17 protein-coding genes are annotated in these 17,415 nt (G+C 47.8%); 12 read left to right on the forward strand and 5 right to left on the reverse strand.

Going from position 1 to position 17,415, the window contains the following annotated elements:
- Positions 1 to 171: 171 nt before the first annotated feature.
- Both purU and EJN92_RS18475 read left to right on the forward strand, forming a co-directional pair.
- On the forward strand, positions 172 to 1,041 hold the full coding sequence (purU, locus tag EJN92_RS18470; RefSeq protein WP_126130015.1) for a formyltetrahydrofolate deformylase: 870 nt from the start codon (positions 172 to 174) through the stop codon (positions 1,039 to 1,041).
- A complete protein-coding gene (locus tag EJN92_RS18475) occupies positions 1,041 to 1,583 on the forward strand; it encodes a YaeQ family protein (protein WP_126129168.1) in 543 nt (180 codons plus the stop codon). Before purU ends, EJN92_RS18475 begins: the two co-directional genes overlap by 1 nt.
- A 97-nt stretch (positions 1,584 to 1,680) precedes the next feature.
- Here the strand turns inward: EJN92_RS18475 and cysK are convergent, their stop codons facing one another.
- The 5 genes from cysK to EJN92_RS18500 form a co-directional block, all read right to left on the reverse strand.
- Entirely contained in the window at positions 1,681 to 2,655 is a 975-nt protein-coding gene (gene cysK, locus EJN92_RS18480; protein WP_126129169.1) for a cysteine synthase A, read from the reverse strand.
- Positions 2,656 to 3,010: 355 nt separating this feature from the next.
- Complete coding sequence (locus tag EJN92_RS18485; RefSeq protein ID WP_126129170.1) at positions 3,011 to 3,244, reverse strand: hypothetical protein; 234 nt, start codon at positions 3,242 to 3,244, stop codon at positions 3,011 to 3,013.
- Between the two features lie 280 nt (positions 3,245 to 3,524).
- A complete protein-coding gene (locus EJN92_RS18490) occupies positions 3,525 to 4,007 on the reverse strand; it encodes a hypothetical protein (RefSeq protein WP_194074947.1) in 483 nt (160 codons plus the stop codon).
- 39 nt (positions 4,008 to 4,046) lie between these two features.
- Positions 4,047 to 5,057, reverse strand: a complete 1,011-nt coding sequence (locus EJN92_RS18495) for an HpcH/HpaI aldolase/citrate lyase family protein (protein WP_126129171.1) — start codon at positions 5,055 to 5,057, stop codon at positions 4,047 to 4,049.
- A 30-nt stretch (positions 5,058 to 5,087) separates the two neighbouring features.
- On the reverse strand, positions 5,088 to 6,077 hold the full coding sequence (locus tag EJN92_RS18500; RefSeq protein ID WP_126129172.1) for a malate dehydrogenase: 990 nt from the start codon (positions 6,075 to 6,077) through the stop codon (positions 5,088 to 5,090).
- A 439-nt stretch (positions 6,078 to 6,516) separates the two neighbouring features.
- Here EJN92_RS18500 and EJN92_RS18505 point away from each other — a divergent pair, with 439 nt between their 5' ends.
- The 10 genes from EJN92_RS18505 (at position 6,517) to EJN92_RS18550 (ending at position 17,385) form a co-directional block, all read left to right on the forward strand.
- Positions 6,517 to 7,329: a GntR family transcriptional regulator gene (locus EJN92_RS18505; protein ID WP_407701562.1), complete on the forward strand. Its 813-nt coding sequence runs from the start codon at positions 6,517 to 6,519 to the stop codon at positions 7,327 to 7,329.
- A gap of 155 nt (positions 7,330 to 7,484) precedes the next feature.
- A complete protein-coding gene (gene sdhC, locus EJN92_RS18510; RefSeq protein ID WP_126129174.1) occupies positions 7,485 to 7,898 on the forward strand; it encodes a succinate dehydrogenase, cytochrome b556 subunit in 414 nt (137 codons plus the stop codon).
- Positions 7,898 to 8,266: a succinate dehydrogenase, hydrophobic membrane anchor protein gene (sdhD, locus tag EJN92_RS18515; RefSeq protein ID WP_126129175.1), complete on the forward strand. Its 369-nt coding sequence runs from the start codon at positions 7,898 to 7,900 to the stop codon at positions 8,264 to 8,266. The genes sdhC and sdhD overlap by 1 nt, the downstream gene beginning before the upstream one ends.
- Before the next feature lie 2 nt (positions 8,267 to 8,268).
- A complete protein-coding gene (sdhA, locus tag EJN92_RS18520) occupies positions 8,269 to 10,044 on the forward strand; it encodes a succinate dehydrogenase flavoprotein subunit (protein ID WP_126129176.1) in 1,776 nt (591 codons plus the stop codon).
- Between the two features lie 11 nt (positions 10,045 to 10,055).
- Positions 10,056 to 10,766, forward strand: a complete 711-nt coding sequence (locus EJN92_RS18525; protein WP_126129177.1) for a succinate dehydrogenase iron-sulfur subunit — start codon at positions 10,056 to 10,058, stop codon at positions 10,764 to 10,766.
- 149 nt (positions 10,767 to 10,915) lie between these two features.
- Positions 10,916 to 11,221 carry an FAD assembly factor SdhE gene (locus EJN92_RS18530; protein ID WP_407701528.1) on the forward strand — a complete coding sequence of 102 codons (306 nt, stop codon included), beginning with the start codon at positions 10,916 to 10,918 and terminating at the stop codon, positions 11,219 to 11,221.
- A gap of 61 nt (positions 11,222 to 11,282) precedes the next feature.
- Positions 11,283 to 12,587, forward strand: a complete 1,305-nt coding sequence (gene gltA / locus EJN92_RS18535) for a citrate synthase (RefSeq protein WP_126129178.1) — start codon at positions 11,283 to 11,285, stop codon at positions 12,585 to 12,587.
- A gap of 285 nt (positions 12,588 to 12,872) precedes the next feature.
- On the forward strand, positions 12,873 to 15,728 hold the full coding sequence (locus EJN92_RS18540) for a 2-oxoglutarate dehydrogenase E1 component (protein ID WP_126129179.1): 2,856 nt from the start codon (positions 12,873 to 12,875) through the stop codon (positions 15,726 to 15,728).
- A 58-nt stretch (positions 15,729 to 15,786) separates the two neighbouring features.
- Entirely contained in the window at positions 15,787 to 17,034 is a 1,248-nt protein-coding gene (odhB, locus tag EJN92_RS18545) for a 2-oxoglutarate dehydrogenase complex dihydrolipoyllysine-residue succinyltransferase (protein ID WP_126129180.1), read from the forward strand.
- A gap of 12 nt (positions 17,035 to 17,046) precedes the next feature.
- Positions 17,047 to 17,385, forward strand: coding sequence for a PspC domain-containing protein (locus tag EJN92_RS18550; RefSeq protein WP_126129181.1), 339 nt, complete (start codon positions 17,047 to 17,049; stop codon positions 17,383 to 17,385).
- Positions 17,386 to 17,415: the final 30 nt, after the last annotated feature.

The raw sequence follows: 17,415 nt of genomic DNA on the forward strand, positions 1-17,415 counted from the left end.
GCGCGGAATAAATAACTCAGAATAACTAAATCAGATTAACTAAAACAGAACAACTATACCTCAATTAGAACGAGCGTGCTTTTTAATTCTTTTATTTCAAGTACCGCAGGATCGCTCGTATCGCCGCTTGAACATGAGACAATGCTGGCTGAAAATTTTTATGCTTCCTACATCATGCATCCAGAATACATACTTACCCTGTCTTGCCCGGATCAGCGCGGTATTGTGCACAATGTTTCCGGTTTTTTAGCCGGGCATGGCTGCAATATCATTGATTCCGCTCAGTTTGGCGATGCCCAATCTGCTTTGTTTTTTATGCGCGTCCATTTCGCTCTGGAAGATGCGGCCATTAGCGACGCGGTCTTGCGTGCCGATTTTGCCAGCATGGGCGAGAGCATGCAAATGGATTGGCAATTGCACGACGCGCGTCATAAACCCCGTATGGTCTTGATGGTGTCGAAGATAGGTCATTGCCTGAACGATCTGTTGTTTCGCTTCAAAAGCGGCTTATTGCCGGTAGAGATCAAGGCGATTATTTCTAATCACACCGATTTTTATCAATTGGCGGCTAGCTATAACATTCCTTTCCATCACTTGCCGCTGGCGGTTGGCGCCTCGGCCGAGGCCAAGCGTGTGCAAGAGCAAAAAGTCTTGGATATCATAGAGTCGAATCAGGTGGAACTGGTGGTGCTGGCGCGCTATATGCAGATCTTGTCACCGGAGATGTGCACAGCCTTGACTGGCCGCGCAATTAATATCCATCACTCTTTTCTGCCTAGTTTTAAAGGTGCTAAGCCTTATTATCAAGCGCATGAACGTGGTGTGAAGCTGATCGGTGCGACCGCCCATTTTGTTACTGGCGATCTCGATGAGGGCCCGATTATTGAGCAAGATGTAGAACGCGTCGACCATGCGATGGGGCCAGAAACTCTGACTGCGATTGGTCGCGATGTCGAGTGCGTGGTGTTGGCACGTGCCGTCAAATGCTTTGTCGAACATAGAATTTTGCTCAATGCTCATAAAACTGTGGTGTTTAAATAATGGCTCTCAAATCAACTATCTACAAGGCCGAGCTGAATATTTCGGACATGGACCGCGGCTATTATGCCGACCACAGCTTAACCATCGCGCGACATCCGTCCGAGACTGATGAGCGCATGATGATCAGGGTCCTGGCGTTTGCCATACACGCCAGCGAACGGCTGAGCTTTGGACGCGGTATCTCGGATACCGAAGAGCCCGATTTTTGGTTGAAAGACTATACCGATGCAATTCAATTATGGGGTGAGGTCGGCCAACCTGAAGATCGTCGTTTACTGAAGGCCTGCGGCAGGGCAGAGCAGGTGGTGGTGTATAGCTTTGCACATGCTAGTTCTATCTGGTGGAAGGGCATCAATAGCCGACTCGATAGAGCGAAGAATTTGCAAGTAAAAAATGTCGCGTCTGCCACCAGTCAGGAATTAGCCAAGATGGCGCAACGCAATATGCAATTGCAATGCACTATACAAGACGGTCAGATCTGGATGTCGGCTGGTGACGAGTCGGTGCAGATCGATCTGGAAACCTTCAAGGATTTCGGCTAATAGCAGGTGGGTTTTAGCTAGTTAGCGCGAACCTTCGTAAAGCCATCTTAAAACTGCATCGTTCTCGCTGTGCTTGAAGACGATGCAGTTCTTGAATTTAGACGGCGACACCACTGGCATCGAACATGCCTTCAAATAAGATAGAGCTCAGATAGCGCTCACCAGAATCTGGCAAGATCACGACGATGGTTTTGCCCGCATGCTCAGGTAATTTAGCTAAGCGTATCGCAACCGCTACCGCCGCGCCACAAGAGATGCCGCACAAAATTCCTTCTTCTTTCGCCATTCTTTGTGCGTATAAAACGGCTTCTTCATTGCTCACTTGCGCTATCTGATCGATTAAACTCAGATCGAGTACATCCGGCACAAAACCTGCGCCTATGCCCTGAATTTTGTGTGGACCAGGCTGTAAGGCCAGTCCAGCGCGTTTCTGTGTCAGTACCGGACTGGCACTAGGCTCTACCGCGACCGATAAGATGTTCTTGCCTTTGGTTTGCTTGAGGTAACGGCTCACACCAGTGATGGTGCCGCCTGTGCCCACACCAGCGACAAAAATATCGACGTTACCCTTGCTGTCTTCCCAGATTTCTGGGCCTGTGGTTTTTTCATGGATGGCTGGATTGGCGGGATTTTTAAATTGTTGTAGCAACACATAGCGCTCGGGTGCCGAGGCGACTAATTCTTCGGCCTTGGCGATCGCGCCATTCATGCCTTTGGCGCCTTCCGTGAGGATTAATTTGGCACCAAAAGCGACCAACAGCTTGCGTCTTTCTATGCTCATGGTTTCAGGCATAGTTAAGGTCAAGGGTATGCCCTTGGCGGCAGCGACAAACGCTAAGGCGATGCCGGTGTTGCCGCTGGTTGGTTCTATGATTTCTTTGCCTGGACCAAGTAAGCCACGTTGTTCTGCGTCCGCCACCATGGCGGCGCCTATCCTGCACTTGACCGAGTAAGCGGGGTTGCGTCCCTCTATCTTAGCCAGCACCGTTGCGCCGGCACCATCGGTGATGCGATTAAGTCTTACCAGTGGCGTACGCCCTATCGAGTCTGCATTATTCAAGTAGAGAGCCATATATTTCCTTTTGTGGTCGAGTGAAGACGAAATAATTTGTATAAATTACTATTAATGAGGGTGTCGGGGAGGGCCGCAACACAGCTCACAGCGTGTGAGTGATGAGCATATGCTAACTTTGCTTAAATTCAAAAGAAAATAAGTGCATATGGTTATATTGCTTGGCCTTGAGCTGCTAGGCGAGATAAATTTTGCATGCACCGCCAACGCGCACTGTTTATGCGCCTCTACCAGGCATATGCCCGCAAACCCGCATGGGGATTGCGGCTTGGGGCTGTTGTTATTTATGTTACGAGGAGGCGGATGATGCGCCAGGCGCCAGGCGTACGGTGCAGCCTAGGCTGCGCTCTTGAGTTTATTTGCTGGCGCTGAGGGCAGCAGGATCAACGGCAGGGATAGCGCTGGCGGCTGCAGTTGCCGCAGGCAATGATGCAGGTGCTTTTTCTGCGGCAGTAGCCGACGCAGATTCTGCATGTGCTTCGGTAGGGTTGCCACTTTCACCTTGCATGTCCACCTTGTCGCCGGCCTTAAAGATGATGAAGAGCGCGAGTGCGGCAAACAGAACAAATCCTACGGCAATTTTCCACATACTGATGTCCTTGATAAAGTTAAATTGTTGGCTTGTTGCGCAATCCCACTGAGTCCTAGTAGGCGCAACAAGTCAAGAATAGACCTACAGGCTTACAGCCAGATTACAGCTAAAATTGTTTGAGCCTCACAGCAGTTTTGTTCTCCGGAAAAAACAAAAAGGATGAATTTCTTAAAAAATTCATCCTTTTTGGGATCGTCTCGGCGACACTATCAAGTGCCAGTGAACGTCGTCGGCAATCTAAGCCAGGGCTAAAACCGCGCGACTTCGGAATAGTCGATTAATTGACTCTTGGAATCGGAGCATCTGATACATTGAGTGCTTCCGCCAAAGTAGGATCGGTTGTTTTGCACTCATTAGCAAGTTGCTGACCACGGCGTGAATCAAGTAACAAGCCCTTAGCTGGAATGCCTATGAAGACGAAACCGGCCTTAGTGTTCTCAAAACGATTGGCACCAGTTGATGTTTCCATTCTTGTCATGCGATAGATGCGATGCTTCCAACGCATGCCTACATGTTGCTGGTCATCGACATTGGTGTACATGGTTAAAGTGTTGCCGAGTTCACATTTGTATTCAAATGATTTGCTCATTTGTACATTTGGCTCAGCCTCGTCTTCATCGACCACCGCCGGCGTCGCCGCTTTAGTCGTTTTTGTTGATTTTGTTTTTGTAGGCGTCGGATTTGCTTGTGCCTGAGTTGCAATTGCCAAAATGCTGGTGGCGAGTGTGGCAATGCTAATCAGTTGTATAAGTTTTTTCATGCTGTCTCCTAGGTGCGGCTAATATGGTAATGCCGCGATTTACAAAAAATGTTGTGCGTTCTCTGGCAGTGTTATTTGTGCCATTTGCGCTTTCTTCAGTAGTAACCAGTAATGTCGATAACTCGCCCTGTCATGCAAGCGGCCATTGATTTGGATAGGTCCCCATTGCTGCTGCTGCGCCGCTCCCAATATCGTTATCGCCTCATTAATTTCTGCGCTTCTCGGTGAAAGTGCCTTGATGATAGGTTTAATTTGATTGGGATGTATGCTCCACATTCTGGTATAAGCACACTCCATTATCGCACGCGTCGCGTCACCTGAAACTATAGCTGAATCTTTGAATTCGGTTGTAACATTGTGTGACGGAATTTTCCCGTAGCGATGGCAGGCGGCGGCGATTTCTAGCTTGGCCCGCATGATCAGTGGATGCGTAAATTGCCCGGGCGAGCGCATGGCATTGGCTGGAATTGCGCCGAAATGTGAGGACACAAAATCCATAATGCCAAACGACAAACATTCAACCTGTGGCAGAGCTGCGATTTGGTGTACTTCAGCAAGCGCACTATGGGTCTCTATCAGCACGTGAATCGGGATCGCTGCACGTCCATGGACTTGCGACAGCTGATTGATTTTCGCGATCGCCGCACTCACTTGCTGCGCGTCTTGTATCTTCGGCAGCACCAGATATGCAATTTTTTCGACAGCTATGCCTATGATCGTGCGCAGGTCTGCTTCGAAAAAACGACTCTCAATATCGTGGACGCGCACACCGATGCGCTGGAATTTATTTTCTTCCGAATTTAATAGAGTGGCCACTAGGGTGGCGTGCTCGGCCTCATTGCCAGTGGCAGCGCCATCTTCGCAATCGAAGGTGATGTCGAAAATTGAACCAAGCTCGGACTGCATGAGCATGGATTTTCGCATCAGTTTCTCTGAGCCTGCATAGTGATCACAGACGGGCAAGAAGCGCGGTGCTGATTGATCCTGAAATAAGACGAGTGAGGGATGTGTCAAGATGGGAGTATTCAAAAAAATAGGCGGCAAAAGCATGCTTGCATGCTTTTGCCGCCTTGCAAGCGATTAGCCTACCAGGTGTTTCACGCCATCGCGCTCTTCTTGCAATTCAGCAAGAGTAACATTGATGCGTTCACGCGAGAATTCGTCGATTTCCAAACCTTGAATAATCGTGTATTCGCCGTTTTCTGTTGTTACAGGGAAACCAAACATGGTTCCTTCTGGGATGCCATAAGAGCCATCTGAAGGAATGCCCATGGTTGTCCACTTGCCGTTAGTGCCCAGTACCCAGTCGCGTACATGGTCAATTGCTGCGTTTGCTGCGGATGCTGCAGAAGACAGACCGCGTGCTTCGATAATGGCCGCGCCACGCTTACCGACTGTAGGCAAGAACACGTCCTTGTTCCAGACTTGGTCATTGATCAAATCTTTAACTGATTGGCCGTCAGCAGTCGCGAAGCGATAGTCTGCATACATAGTTGGCGAGTGATTACCCCAAACGCAGAGTTTTTCAATCGCTGCAACTGGCTTGCCAATTTTCGCAGCGACTTGTGACAATGCACGGTTGTGATCCAGACGCAACATCGCAGTGAAGTTTTTCGCTGGCAGACTAGGAGCTGATTTCATGGCGATGTAAGCATTGGTGTTGGCTGGATTGCCTACGACCAAGATCTTGACATTGCGTGAGGCAACGGCATCGAGTGCCTTGCCTTGCACTGTGAAAATTTGTGCATTGGCTTCGAGCAAGTCTTTGCGTTCCATGCCAGGTCCACGTGGACGTGCGCCAACCAATAAAGCGACATCGATATCTTTAAATGCCGTCATAGGATCACTATGCGCTGTCATTCCAGCCAATAATGGGAAGGCGCAGTCATCGATTTCCATCATGACGCCTTTGAGTGCTTTTTGCGCTTTTTCGTCAGGGATTTCTAGTAATTGCAAAATTACTGGCTGGTCTTTGCCCAGCATGTCGCCATTGGCGATGCGAAATAGTAAGGAATAGCCAATTTGGCCAGCGGCGCCAGTAACAGCAACGCGCATAGGGGATTTTGCCATGATGAATCTCCGAAGTGGTGTAAAAGTGGGGTTGAAATCGGTGTATCTGAATACTTAAATTTTAAAGTAAAAGATTAAATTCTGTGTTTTAAAAATAATGCGAAATCAGCAAACTCACCATCATACCTTTGAACGCAAATCAAGTCAGCCAAATTTGAACTTGCTTATCGCCTTTAGCTGACGTAGAGCAAATTGAGCACGACTTTTGTGCCTAAGTATTTCTGCCGCTAATTAAGGCTTGAGGGCTTTACTGGGACTTAGCCTTTACTTTTTCTGTGTACTGGCTATAGTGTTCGCTATGGTGTTCGTTTTATGCTCGCAATTTATTCCCCTGATTTTAAGTTCGCCCGCTTCAGGTGTCAATCTATATCTTATGTCTTATATAAGACACATAACTTAGTACTTTTCTCTGGACTTGCTGGTGTGTTCTGTGTTGAAATTGAGGCTTATGAATTCACCGCACCTCACCGCTATTGTCCAAAATCCTGGATTGACCTCGCCTGCCGCCGTTGCTGGTAGTGCTGCGTCGTTTGCGTCGCCGACTTTTAGTCCCTTGTATCAACAAATTAAGGCCTTGATTACGCAAAGTCTGCAGTCTGGCGAGTGGAAACCCGGGGAGTTAATTCCGAGTGAAAACGAATTGGCACTAAGATTTAAAGTGAGTCAAGGGACGGTGCGCAAGGCTATTGATGAGATGTCTGCGGATAATCTGGTGATACGGCGGCAAGGGAAGGGGACATTCGTCGCGACTCACCATGAAGCACGATCGCAATTTCGTTTCTTGAGATTGCTGCCCGATGAAGGTGTGCCGCATTACCCTGAAAATCGCATTGTAGAGGTGAAGCGCTTGCGCGCACCTGCGGATGTGGCGCGCTTGCTGGATATTAAATCGGGTGATTCAGTGGTGTTTCTGCGCAGGGTGCAGTCATTTTCCGCCATCCCTACCATCTTGGACGACCTTTGGTTGCCAGGTTCGATTTTTAAGGGTTTGACCGCTGAGCGCTTAAATGAATACAAGGGGCCCATGTACGGGTTGTTTGAGAGTGAGTTTGGCACGCATATGATACGTGCCTCTGAGCAACTTCGCGCAGTGTGCGCTGATGAGTCGGCGGCGCAATTGCTTAATGTTGATGTCGGCACTCCATTGTTGAATGTGGAGCGGGTCTCATTTACATATGGGGATAAGCCGGTGGAGTTACGTCGCGGCTTGTATTTAACTAGTGCGCATCATTATCAGAATGAGCTGAGTTAACTTCCTTATAAACACCAATATTTCCGTGTTTTTTGTGAAATTTGACTGTAAGGCGCGAGTATTTTGCAAATACCTGTCTTTTTTGTTGGTGCGATGCACCAAAATAGGCGAAAATTGTAAGGTTTTTGTACAGGCTATTAATGGGGAGATTATTTATGTCTGAAGTAGTAAAAAATAAGCCGCGCTTTGGCAAGATGCGCTTGATCGATGCGGTTGCTGGTGGCTATAGATTGCCGTTGGCTGGCTTTGTTTCGATCTTGCATCGTGGAAGTGGCATGTTGATGTTTTTGTTATTGCCATTTATTTTGTATTTGCTTGAAATGAGCTTGAGTTCTGAGAGTTCATTCGCTGTCCTTAAAGAATTTACCTCTGGTATTTTTGTTAAGTTAGTGATCTTGGCCTTGGTGTGGGCGTATTTGCATCATTTTAGTGCTGGCGTTCGTCACTTGCTGATGGACCTGCATATGGGGTTAGATAAAGATTCCGCACGTAAATCGGCAGTTTCCGTTTTGCTGTTTAGTCTCGCATTGACTGCAGTAGTTGCATTGAAATTGTTTGGAGTATTTTGATGGCGAATAATAATATTGGACCTAAGCGTCTGGTGGTCGGTGCCAGCTATGGCTTGCGTGATTGGTTGGCTCAGCGCGTCACCGCGATCATTATGGCCATCTATACCATTATCTTGTTGGGCTTGTTTTTAACAGGAAACAATTTTTCCTATGAAGGCTGGGCTGGGATTTTTGCTCAACAATGGTTCAAACTAGCCACCTTCACCGTCTTCATGGCACTGTTTTACCATGCCTGGGTTGGTATGCGTGATGTCTGGATGGATTATGTGACGCAGTCAGTGATTTTGCGTCTTGTGTTTCAGGTCGCCACTATTGTGTGGTTGGTCGCTAGTGCCGGATATGCGGCACAGATTTTGTGGAGAGTTTAACCGTGGCTGCAATCAAATCCGCCATTCCTTCCCGTCGTTTTGACGCTGTCATCATCGGAGCTGGTGGCTCCGGTATGCGCGCCTCGCTGCAATTGGCAGAGGCTGGGCTCAACGTCGCTGTTTTATCCAAAGTTTTCCCAACTCGCTCGCATACAGTTGCTGCACAAGGTGGTATCGGTGCATCTCTGGGTAATATGTCGGAAGATAATTGGTTCTGGCACATGTTCGACACCGTTAAAGGTGGCGATTATCTGGGTGACCAGGATGCGATTGAATTTATGTGTCGCGAAGCACCGAAAGTGGTGTATGAATTAGAACATTTCGGTATGCCTTTTGATCGTAATGCTGACGGCACGATTTATCAACGTCCGTTTGGTGGTCATACTGCTAATTTTGGCGAGAAACCGGTTCAGCGCGCTTGCGCAGCAGCCGATCGTACTGGGCATGCTTTATTGCATACCTTATATCAACGCAATGTGCGTGCTCGTACCCATTTCTATGTGGAGTGGATGGCGATCGATTTGATTCGCGACGCTGATGGTGATGTACTAGGCGTGGTTGCTCTGGAGATGGAGACCGGCCAGGTGATGATGTTGGAAGCGAAAACCACAATTTTCGCGACTGGTGGTGCTGGACGTATTTTTGCTGCCTCTACCAATGCCTTTATTAATACCGGTGATGGCATGGGTATGGCTGCACGTGCCGGCCTGCCTTTGCAAGATATGGAATTCTGGCAATTTCACCCTACTGGCGTGGCTGGCGCAGGTGTATTGATTACCGAAGGTGTGCGCGGTGAGGGCGGTATCTTGGTCAATAGTCAAGGTGAGCGCTTCATGGAGCGCTATGCGCCGACACTGAAAGATTTGGCTCCGCGCGATTTCGTTTCTCGTTCTATGGATCAAGAAATCAAAGAAGGTCGCGGTTGTGGTCCGAACAAAGACCATGTGATGCTCGATCTTCGTCATATTGGTGCGGATACAATTCAAAAGCGTTTGCCTTCTATTTTGGAAATTGGTCATAAGTTCGCCAATGTCGACGCGACTAAAGAACCAATTCCTGTAGTGCCAACTATCCACTATCAGATGGGTGGTATCCCTACGAATATTCATGGTCAAGTCGTCGCTCCTAAAAATGGCGCGAGTGAAGTCGTTAATGGCCTGTATGCGATTGGTGAGTGCGCCTGCGTATCCGTGCACGGTGCGAATCGTTTAGGTACTAATTCCTTGCTCGATCTGTTGGTGTTTGGTCGCGCCGCTGGTAACCACGTGGTTGCAAGTAAGCTTAAAGAGCGCAGCAATAAAGATCTTCCAGCAGATGCGGCTGATCTGGCATTGTCACGTTTGGCTAAGTTGGAAACTAGTACAGGTTCTGAGCGCGTTCAAGATGTTGCGAATGACATTCGTAGCACCATGCAAAAATACTGTGGTGTGTTCCGTACCGATGATTTATTGCAGGCTGGCTACAAAGAAATCATGGTGCTTGATGAGCGTCGTAAGCATGTTTCCTTTAAAGATAAATCTAAAGTCTTTAATACTGCCCGTGTTGAAGCCTTGGAGTTGGATAATCTGATAGAAACCGCAAAAGCCACCATCACATCGGCGAATGCACGTAAAGAGTCTCGTGGTGCGCACGCTCATCGCGATTACGAAAAACGTGATGATGAAAACTGGATGAAACACACGCTTTGGTATTCAGAAGGAAATCGCCTAGATTATAAGCCGGTCGTTACCAAGCCGCTGACAGTTGAAACCTTCAAGCCTAAAGCTCGTACTTTTTAAAGAGATACACAATGGCACGCACATTAAAATTTCAAATCTATCGCTACGATCCAGACAAGGATGCTAAGCCTTACATGCAAGATCTGACAGTTGAATTGCAAGATACTGACAAGATGTTGCTGGATGCGCTGCAACGCATCAAGGCAGATGTGGATGATTCTCTAGCCCTGCGTCGCTCATGCCGTGAAGGTGTTTGCGGTTCCGATGCGATGAATATTAACGGCAAAAATGGCCTGGCTTGCACTACCAACTTGAATGAGCTTACCGAGCCTATCATTTTGCGCCCCTTGCCAGGTTTGCCAGTCATACGCGATCTGATCGTCGACATGACTCAGTTTTTCAAGCAATACAATTCGATCAAGCCTTACTTGATGAATGACACTATTCCTCCGGAAAAAGAACGTCTGCAGTCGCCGACTGAACGCGAGGAGTTAGATGGTCTGTATGAATGCATCTTATGTGCATGTTGTTCGACCTCCTGTCCTTCATTCTGGTGGAATCCGGATAAATTCGTAGGTCCTGCTGGATTATTGCAGGCATATCGCTTTATTGCTGATTCACGTGATCAGGCTACTGGTGAGCGCTTGGATAATCTGGAAGATCCTTATCGTTTGTTCCGTTGCCATACGATTATGAATTGCGTGGACGTTTGCCCTAAAGGCTTGAATCCAACGCGCGCTATTGGCAAGATTAAAGAGTTGATGGTTAGACGTGCAGTCTAAGCCTGATCTTTAGATTTTTTCAGTGGTAAAAAGAGCGGCTTCCTGTGGATGCCGCCCTTATTTCAAGCGGTTTTTAAGCTCGCGCCTGAGCGTGATTTTTGATTGCGCCGAGAATTGCCTGAAATAAGAAGTATTGATTGAAAGTGCTTATGTCTGTATCTATGCCTGCGTCTATGTCGGAAAATGTTATGCAATCCCATCAGAGTGACCCAGCCAAGCGTGCTCGACTGCGTTGGCGTGCGCGCCGTGGTTTGCTCGAAAATGACTTGATTTTGACGCGCTTCTTAGATGCTCACGAGGAAGCTATGTCTGATGATGAGGTCGATGCCTTTAGTCGATTGATGGAGTTGTCAGATAACACCTTGATGGACTTGTTGATGGCAAAAAAACAGCCGGAGGCAGAAGTTGATTTTCCTCATGTCCGCGCACTTTTAGTTCGATTGCAACAAGCCTAAGCTCAATAATTTTTTTGTGTTTTTTTAATTAACGACTCACCTCTACATCGAAGGAAGAGCCATGACCAACTCTGAAATAAAAGCAACCTTATCTTTTTCCGATGGTTCACCATCATTGGAAATGCCAATTTACAAAGGGACAGTTGGTCCTGATGTCATCGATATCCGCAAGTTGTATGCGACCACTGGCATGTTTACCTATGATCCAGGTTTTATGTCGACGGCAGCATGTAATTCCTCGATTACCTACATCGACGGTGATAAGGGCGAATTGTTGTATCGCGGTTACCCTATCGAACAGTTGGCTGTAAATGGCGGCGACTTCCTGGAAACTTGCTATTTGTTACTCAATGGTGAATTGCCAAATGCAGTAGAAAAAGAAAAATTTGTTGCAACAGTGACCAATCACACCATGGTCCATGAGCAAATGCAATTTTTCTTCCGCGGCTTCCGTCGTGATGCGCATCCTATGTCGGTATTGGTTGGTACTGTTGGTGCCCTGGCGTCGTTTTATCATGATTCTCTGGATATTAACGATCCGCACCACCGCGAAGTTTCTGCAATCCGCTTGATCGCGAAAATGCCTACATTAGTGGCGATGGCGTACAAATATTCTATCGGTCAGCCTTTTGTTTATCCTCGCAACGACTTGTCGTATAGTGCTAACTTTATGCATATGATGTTCTCGACACCGTGTGCTCCGTATAAAACCAATGAGGTTTTGGTGCGCGCTCTTGATCGTATTTTGATCTTGCATGCTGATCACGAGCAAAATGCATCGACCTCGACTGTTCGTCTGGCTGGTTCCTCAGGTGCCAATCCTTTTGCTTGTATCGCTGCGGGTATCGCTTGCCTGTGGGGTCCTGCGCATGGTGGTGCAAATGAGGCTGCCTTGAGTATGTTGGAAGAGATCGGCAGTGTCGATCACATCCCGGAATTCATCAGACAGGTTAAAGATAAAAATTCTGGCGTGAAGTTGATGGGTTTTGGTCATCGTGTGTATAAAAACTACGATCCTCGCGCAAAATTGATGCGTGAAACTTGCTACGAAGTCTTGCAGGAGCTCGGTTTACAAGACGATCCTTTGTTTAAATTGGCGATGGCGTTGGAGAAAATTGCACTGGAAGACGAATACTTCGTTTCTCGCAAACTTTACCCAAACGTTGACTTCTATTCGGGCATCGTACAGCGCGCGCTGGGTATTCCAACTTCCTTGTTTACCGGAATCTTCGCTCTGGCGCGTACCGTAGGTTGGATCGCTCAGTGGAAGGAAATGATTTCTGATCCTGAGCAAAAAATCGGCCGTCCACGTCAGTTGTTTGTGGGTTCTCAAACACGCGACGTGCAACCGATAGAGAAGCGCTAAGCGTTTTTAGAAAAGTGTGCAAAAAAGGCGAGTCTTCGTGACTCGCCTTTTTTTTATTGAATAAAGATGCTATGCTTCGGCTCGAAAGTGAAATTTTTGGATGTATTTTCATTTTTGCTTCAATTGGTCATTTTTCTGAAAAATAACAAGTGAAGCAAAACTGCAATGATTTTCAAATCAGCCCTTCCCCACAACTTGATGTGCAATCCGCTAACCGGTCAGGCCGTGTCGCGGAAGGTTAGATTAACCCGCTAATCTCGCAAAACGCGAAGAAAGGTGAGCAAGATGATGCAACAATTAAACGCTAACTCGTATCTGTTCGGCGGCAATGCGCCGTACGTAGAAGAACTATATGAGGCGTATCTGAATAATCCTGGGTCTGTGCCTGATAATTGGCGCGCCTATTTCGATGCAATGCAACATGTCCCGGCTGTTGACGGTTCCGCCCGTCCAGACGTTGCGCATGCTCCTGTGATTGCTTCTTTCGCCGAACGTGCAAAGCAAGGCCCGATACGGACCGTGCTCGCTACAACTGATGCTGATATGGGACGCAAACGCGTGGCCGCTCAGCAATTGATTGCTGCGTATCGTTTTTTGGGCAGCCAATGGGCAAACCTGGATCCTTTGCAACGCCAGGAGCGTCCGAGTATCCCTGAGTTGGAGCCGAGTTTCTATGGCTTTACCGATTCAGATATGGATATACAGTTCAATATCAGTAATACCTATTTTGGTGCTGAGACGTGCTCACTGCGCGATTTATTGAACTCCTTGCGCGATACCTATTGCCGTTCTATCGGTGCTGAATTCATGTACATCAGCGATCCTACGGAAAAACGCTGGTTGCAAGAGAAATTGGAATCGATACGCTCGACTCCAAGTTTTACTGCCGACAAGAAAAAACATATACTTGATCGTCTGACAGCTGCGGAAGGACTGGAACGTTATCTGCATACCCGCTACGTGGGACAAAAGCGTTTCTCTCTTGAGGGCAGCGAAAGTTTTATCGCTTCCATGGACGAAACCATACAACGCGCGGGTGAGCGCGGTGTAGAGGAAATCGTTATCGGTATGGCGCATCGCGGCCGTCTGAATGTGTTGGTTAATACACTAGGCAAAATGCCGCAGGATCTGTTTGCTGAATTTGAAGGCAAGCATGGCGACGATTTACCTTCCGGTGACGTTAAATATCACCAGGGTTTTTCCTCTGACGTATCTACTCCAGGCGGTCCAGTACATTTGTCACTGGCATTTAATCCATCGCATCTTGAAATCGTGAATCCTGTCGTTGAGGGTTCTGTCAAGGCGCGTATGGAGCGTCGTGGTGATAAAGACGGTTCGCAAGTCTTGCCTATTCTGGTACATGGTGACGCTGCTTTTGCAGGTCAGGGTGTGGTCATGGAAACCTTGAATCTGGCGCAGACGCGTGGTTACGGTACTGGCGGTACTATGCATATCGTGATCAATAATCAAATCGGTTTCACCACATCTGATCCGCGCGATTCACGTTCCACTCTGTATTGCTCCGACGTCGTTAAGATGATTGAAGCACCAGTATTGCATGTCAATGGTGATGATCCTGAGGCTGTAGTTCTGGCGACGCAAATCGCCTTGGATTACCGCATGGAATTCAAAAAAGACGTGGTGGTTGATATCATCTGTTATCGTAAGTTGGGGCATAACGAGCAAGATACACCTGCTTTGACTCAGCCTTTGATGTACAAGAAAATTGGTCAACATCCAGGTACTCGCAAACTGTACGCTGACAGATTGTCGGCTCAGGGCACAATTGCAGCGGATTCTGGCGATCAGATGGTGAAAGCCTTCCGTGATGCAATGGATGCAGGTAAACATACCCGCGACCCAGTTATTTCGAACTTTAAAAATAAATATGCGGTTGACTGGATTCCTTTCCTGAATCGTAAGTGGACCGATGCTGCTGATACTGCTGTGCCAATGACAGAGTTAAAGCGTCTGGCCCAGCGTATTACAGTGGTGCCAGAAGGTTTTAAACCGCATAGCCTGGTCGAAAAAGTCTTGGGTGACCGCGCAACTATGGGACGCGGCGAGATGAATCTTGATTGGGGTATGGGCGAACATCTGGCCTATGCGTCTCTGGTTTCTTCTGGCTACGCTATCCGTTTGACTGGGCAAGATGCTGGACGCGGTACTTTCGTACATCGTCATGCTGTGTTACATGATCAGAAACGCGAGCGTTGGGATGCCGGTACTTATATTCCTCTGCAAAATATTTCAGAGAAGCAAGCACCATTTACAGTGATTGACTCTGTTTTATCGGAAGAGGCAGTACTGGCGTTTGAATACGGTTATTCCACAGCAGAACCAAATACTTTGACGATCTGGGAAGCGCAATTCGGCGATTTCGCCAATGGTGCACAGGTCGTCATCGATCAATTCATTAGCTCTGGCGAAGTGAAGTGGGGCCGTGCATCTGGGTTGGTCATGATGTTGCCGCACGGTTATGAAGGCCAAGGTCCTGAGCATTCCTCAGCCCGCCCTGAGCGCTTCCTGCAATTGTGTGCTGACAATAATATGCAAGTTGTTCAGCCGACTACCGCTGCGCAGATTTTCCATCTATTGCGTCGTCAGATGATACGGATGTTCCGTAAGCCTCTGGTAATCATGACACCGAAGTCTCTGCTCAGGAATAAAGATGCAGGCTCTGCTTTGTCGGAATTGGCCAAAGGTAGTTTTCATACCGTGATCGGTGAAGTCGACGAGAAAATCGATGCCAAGAAGGTTAAGCGCGTTATCGCCTGTTCAGGTAAGGTTTATTTTGATCTGGTGAATGCGCGTAAAGAGCGTGGTTTGACAGATGTCGCGATCATTCGTGTTGAACAGCTGTATCCGTTCCCACATAAGAGTTTTGCGGCTGAATTGAAGAAATTCCCTGAGTTGTCGGAATTGGTCTGGACTCAAGATGAACCGCAAAATCAGGGACCTTGGTTCCAGATTCAGCACAACATCTTTGAAAGTTTGGAAGATGGACAGAAGCTTGCCTATGCAGGTCGTCCAGCAAGTGCGTCTCCTGCTGTCGGTTATTACGACAAGCACTATGCGCAGCAAAAAGCATTACTGGATACCGCTTTTTCCAAGCTCAAGGGTTATATCCTGACCAAGTAAAGACATGCGGCGCGGTAGAAGCTGCTGCGCCCAATAGAATCCGAAACGGAGAAAAAACATGGCAATTATCGAAGTAAAAGTACCCCAGTTATCTGAATCCGTCGCAGAAGCGACCTTGCTGACCTGGCATAAAAAAATTGGCGAGGCTGTGACTCGCGATGAAAATCTGGTCGATGTAGAGACTGATAAAGTCGTTATGGAATTGCCAGCGCCGGTAGATGGCGTGATTACCCAAATCATCAAGGGCGATGGCAGTTTGGTCGTCGCGGGTGAAGTGATCGCAATGTTGGATACCGATGCGTCTGCAAAAGTGAGCCCGATTCAAGTCTCGGCAGTGCCTGCAGCAACTGCAGCTGCCGCCGTTGATACCGGTGCAAAATCTTCTGCTGGTGTTGCAATGCCAGCGGCCGCTAAAATTTTGGCTGAAAATAATCTGGCAGCGAGCGCTGTTGATGGTTCGGGCAAAGATGGTCGTGTTACTAAGGGCGACGCTTTAGCCGCTGTTTCTGCTAAAGCTGCAGTGCCTGTAGTAGCGCCGGTGGCAGTGGTTGCTGCTAAGCCAGCTCTGCAACAAGTTGCGGCGCCTGCAGCACCAAAATTGGGTGATCGTCCAGAAGAGCGCGTGCCTATGAGCCGTCTGCGTGCACGTATTGCAGAGCGCCTGGTGCAATCACAATCGACTAACGCGATTTTGACGACCTTCAATGAAGTCAATATGCAGCCAGTAATCGATTTGCGTAACAAGTACAAAGATAAATTTGAAAAAGAGCATGGCGTTAAGCTTGGCTTTATGTCCTTCTTTGTGAAAGCTGCGGTAGCTGCACTTAAGAAATATCCAGTGATCAATGCTTCTGTTGATGGTAATGATATTGTCTACCACGGTTATTTTGACATTGGTATCGCGGTCGGTTCACCACGTGGTTTGGTAGTGCCTATTCTGCGTAATGCGGATCAAATGTCGATCGCCGATATCGAGAAGAAAATCGGTGAATTCGGTGCCAAGGCAAAAGATGGTAAATTGACTTTAGATGATTTGACCGGAGGTACTTTCTCCATTTCCAATGGTGGTACTTTCGGTTCTATGTTGTCGACGCCAATTATCAATCCTCCTCAGTCAGCGATCTTGGGTGTGCATGCAACCAAAGACCGCGCGGTTGTTGAGAATGGCCAAATCGTGGTGCGTCCTATGAACTATCTGGCGATGTCTTACGATCACCGTATCATTGATGGTCGCGAAGCTGTCTTGGGTCTGGTAGCGATGAAGGAAGCGCTGGAAGATCCAGCCCGTCTTTTGTTAGATTTATAAAATCCATACACTATGAATCTCGCTGACGAAATCAAACGTCTGCATGAATTGCATCAGTCAGGCGCCCTGACTGATGCAGAATTCGCGCAAGCCAAGACCAAACTCTTGCAGGATGCTCCATCGTCGGCCGCTCCAAATTTTGTTGATGGAGACAATTCGCTGAATCAGTTGAATCGTTTCCGCCGATCGAAAAATGATCAGTGGCTGGGCGGGATTTGTGGCGGGCTCGGTAAATTGACGGGCCTGGAATCTTGGGTCTGGCGTTTGTTGTTCGTCACTTTCAGTTTCTATTTTGGGTTTGGCTTAGTTGCCTATATTCTTGCTTGGATTTTTGTTCCAGAAGAAGACTAAAAATAAGTAACAGGTGCTGTCGGTAAGAGA

Source organism: Undibacterium parvum, assembly GCF_003955735.1.
GTDB lineage: Bacteria > Pseudomonadota > Gammaproteobacteria > Burkholderiales > Burkholderiaceae_D > Undibacterium > Undibacterium parvum.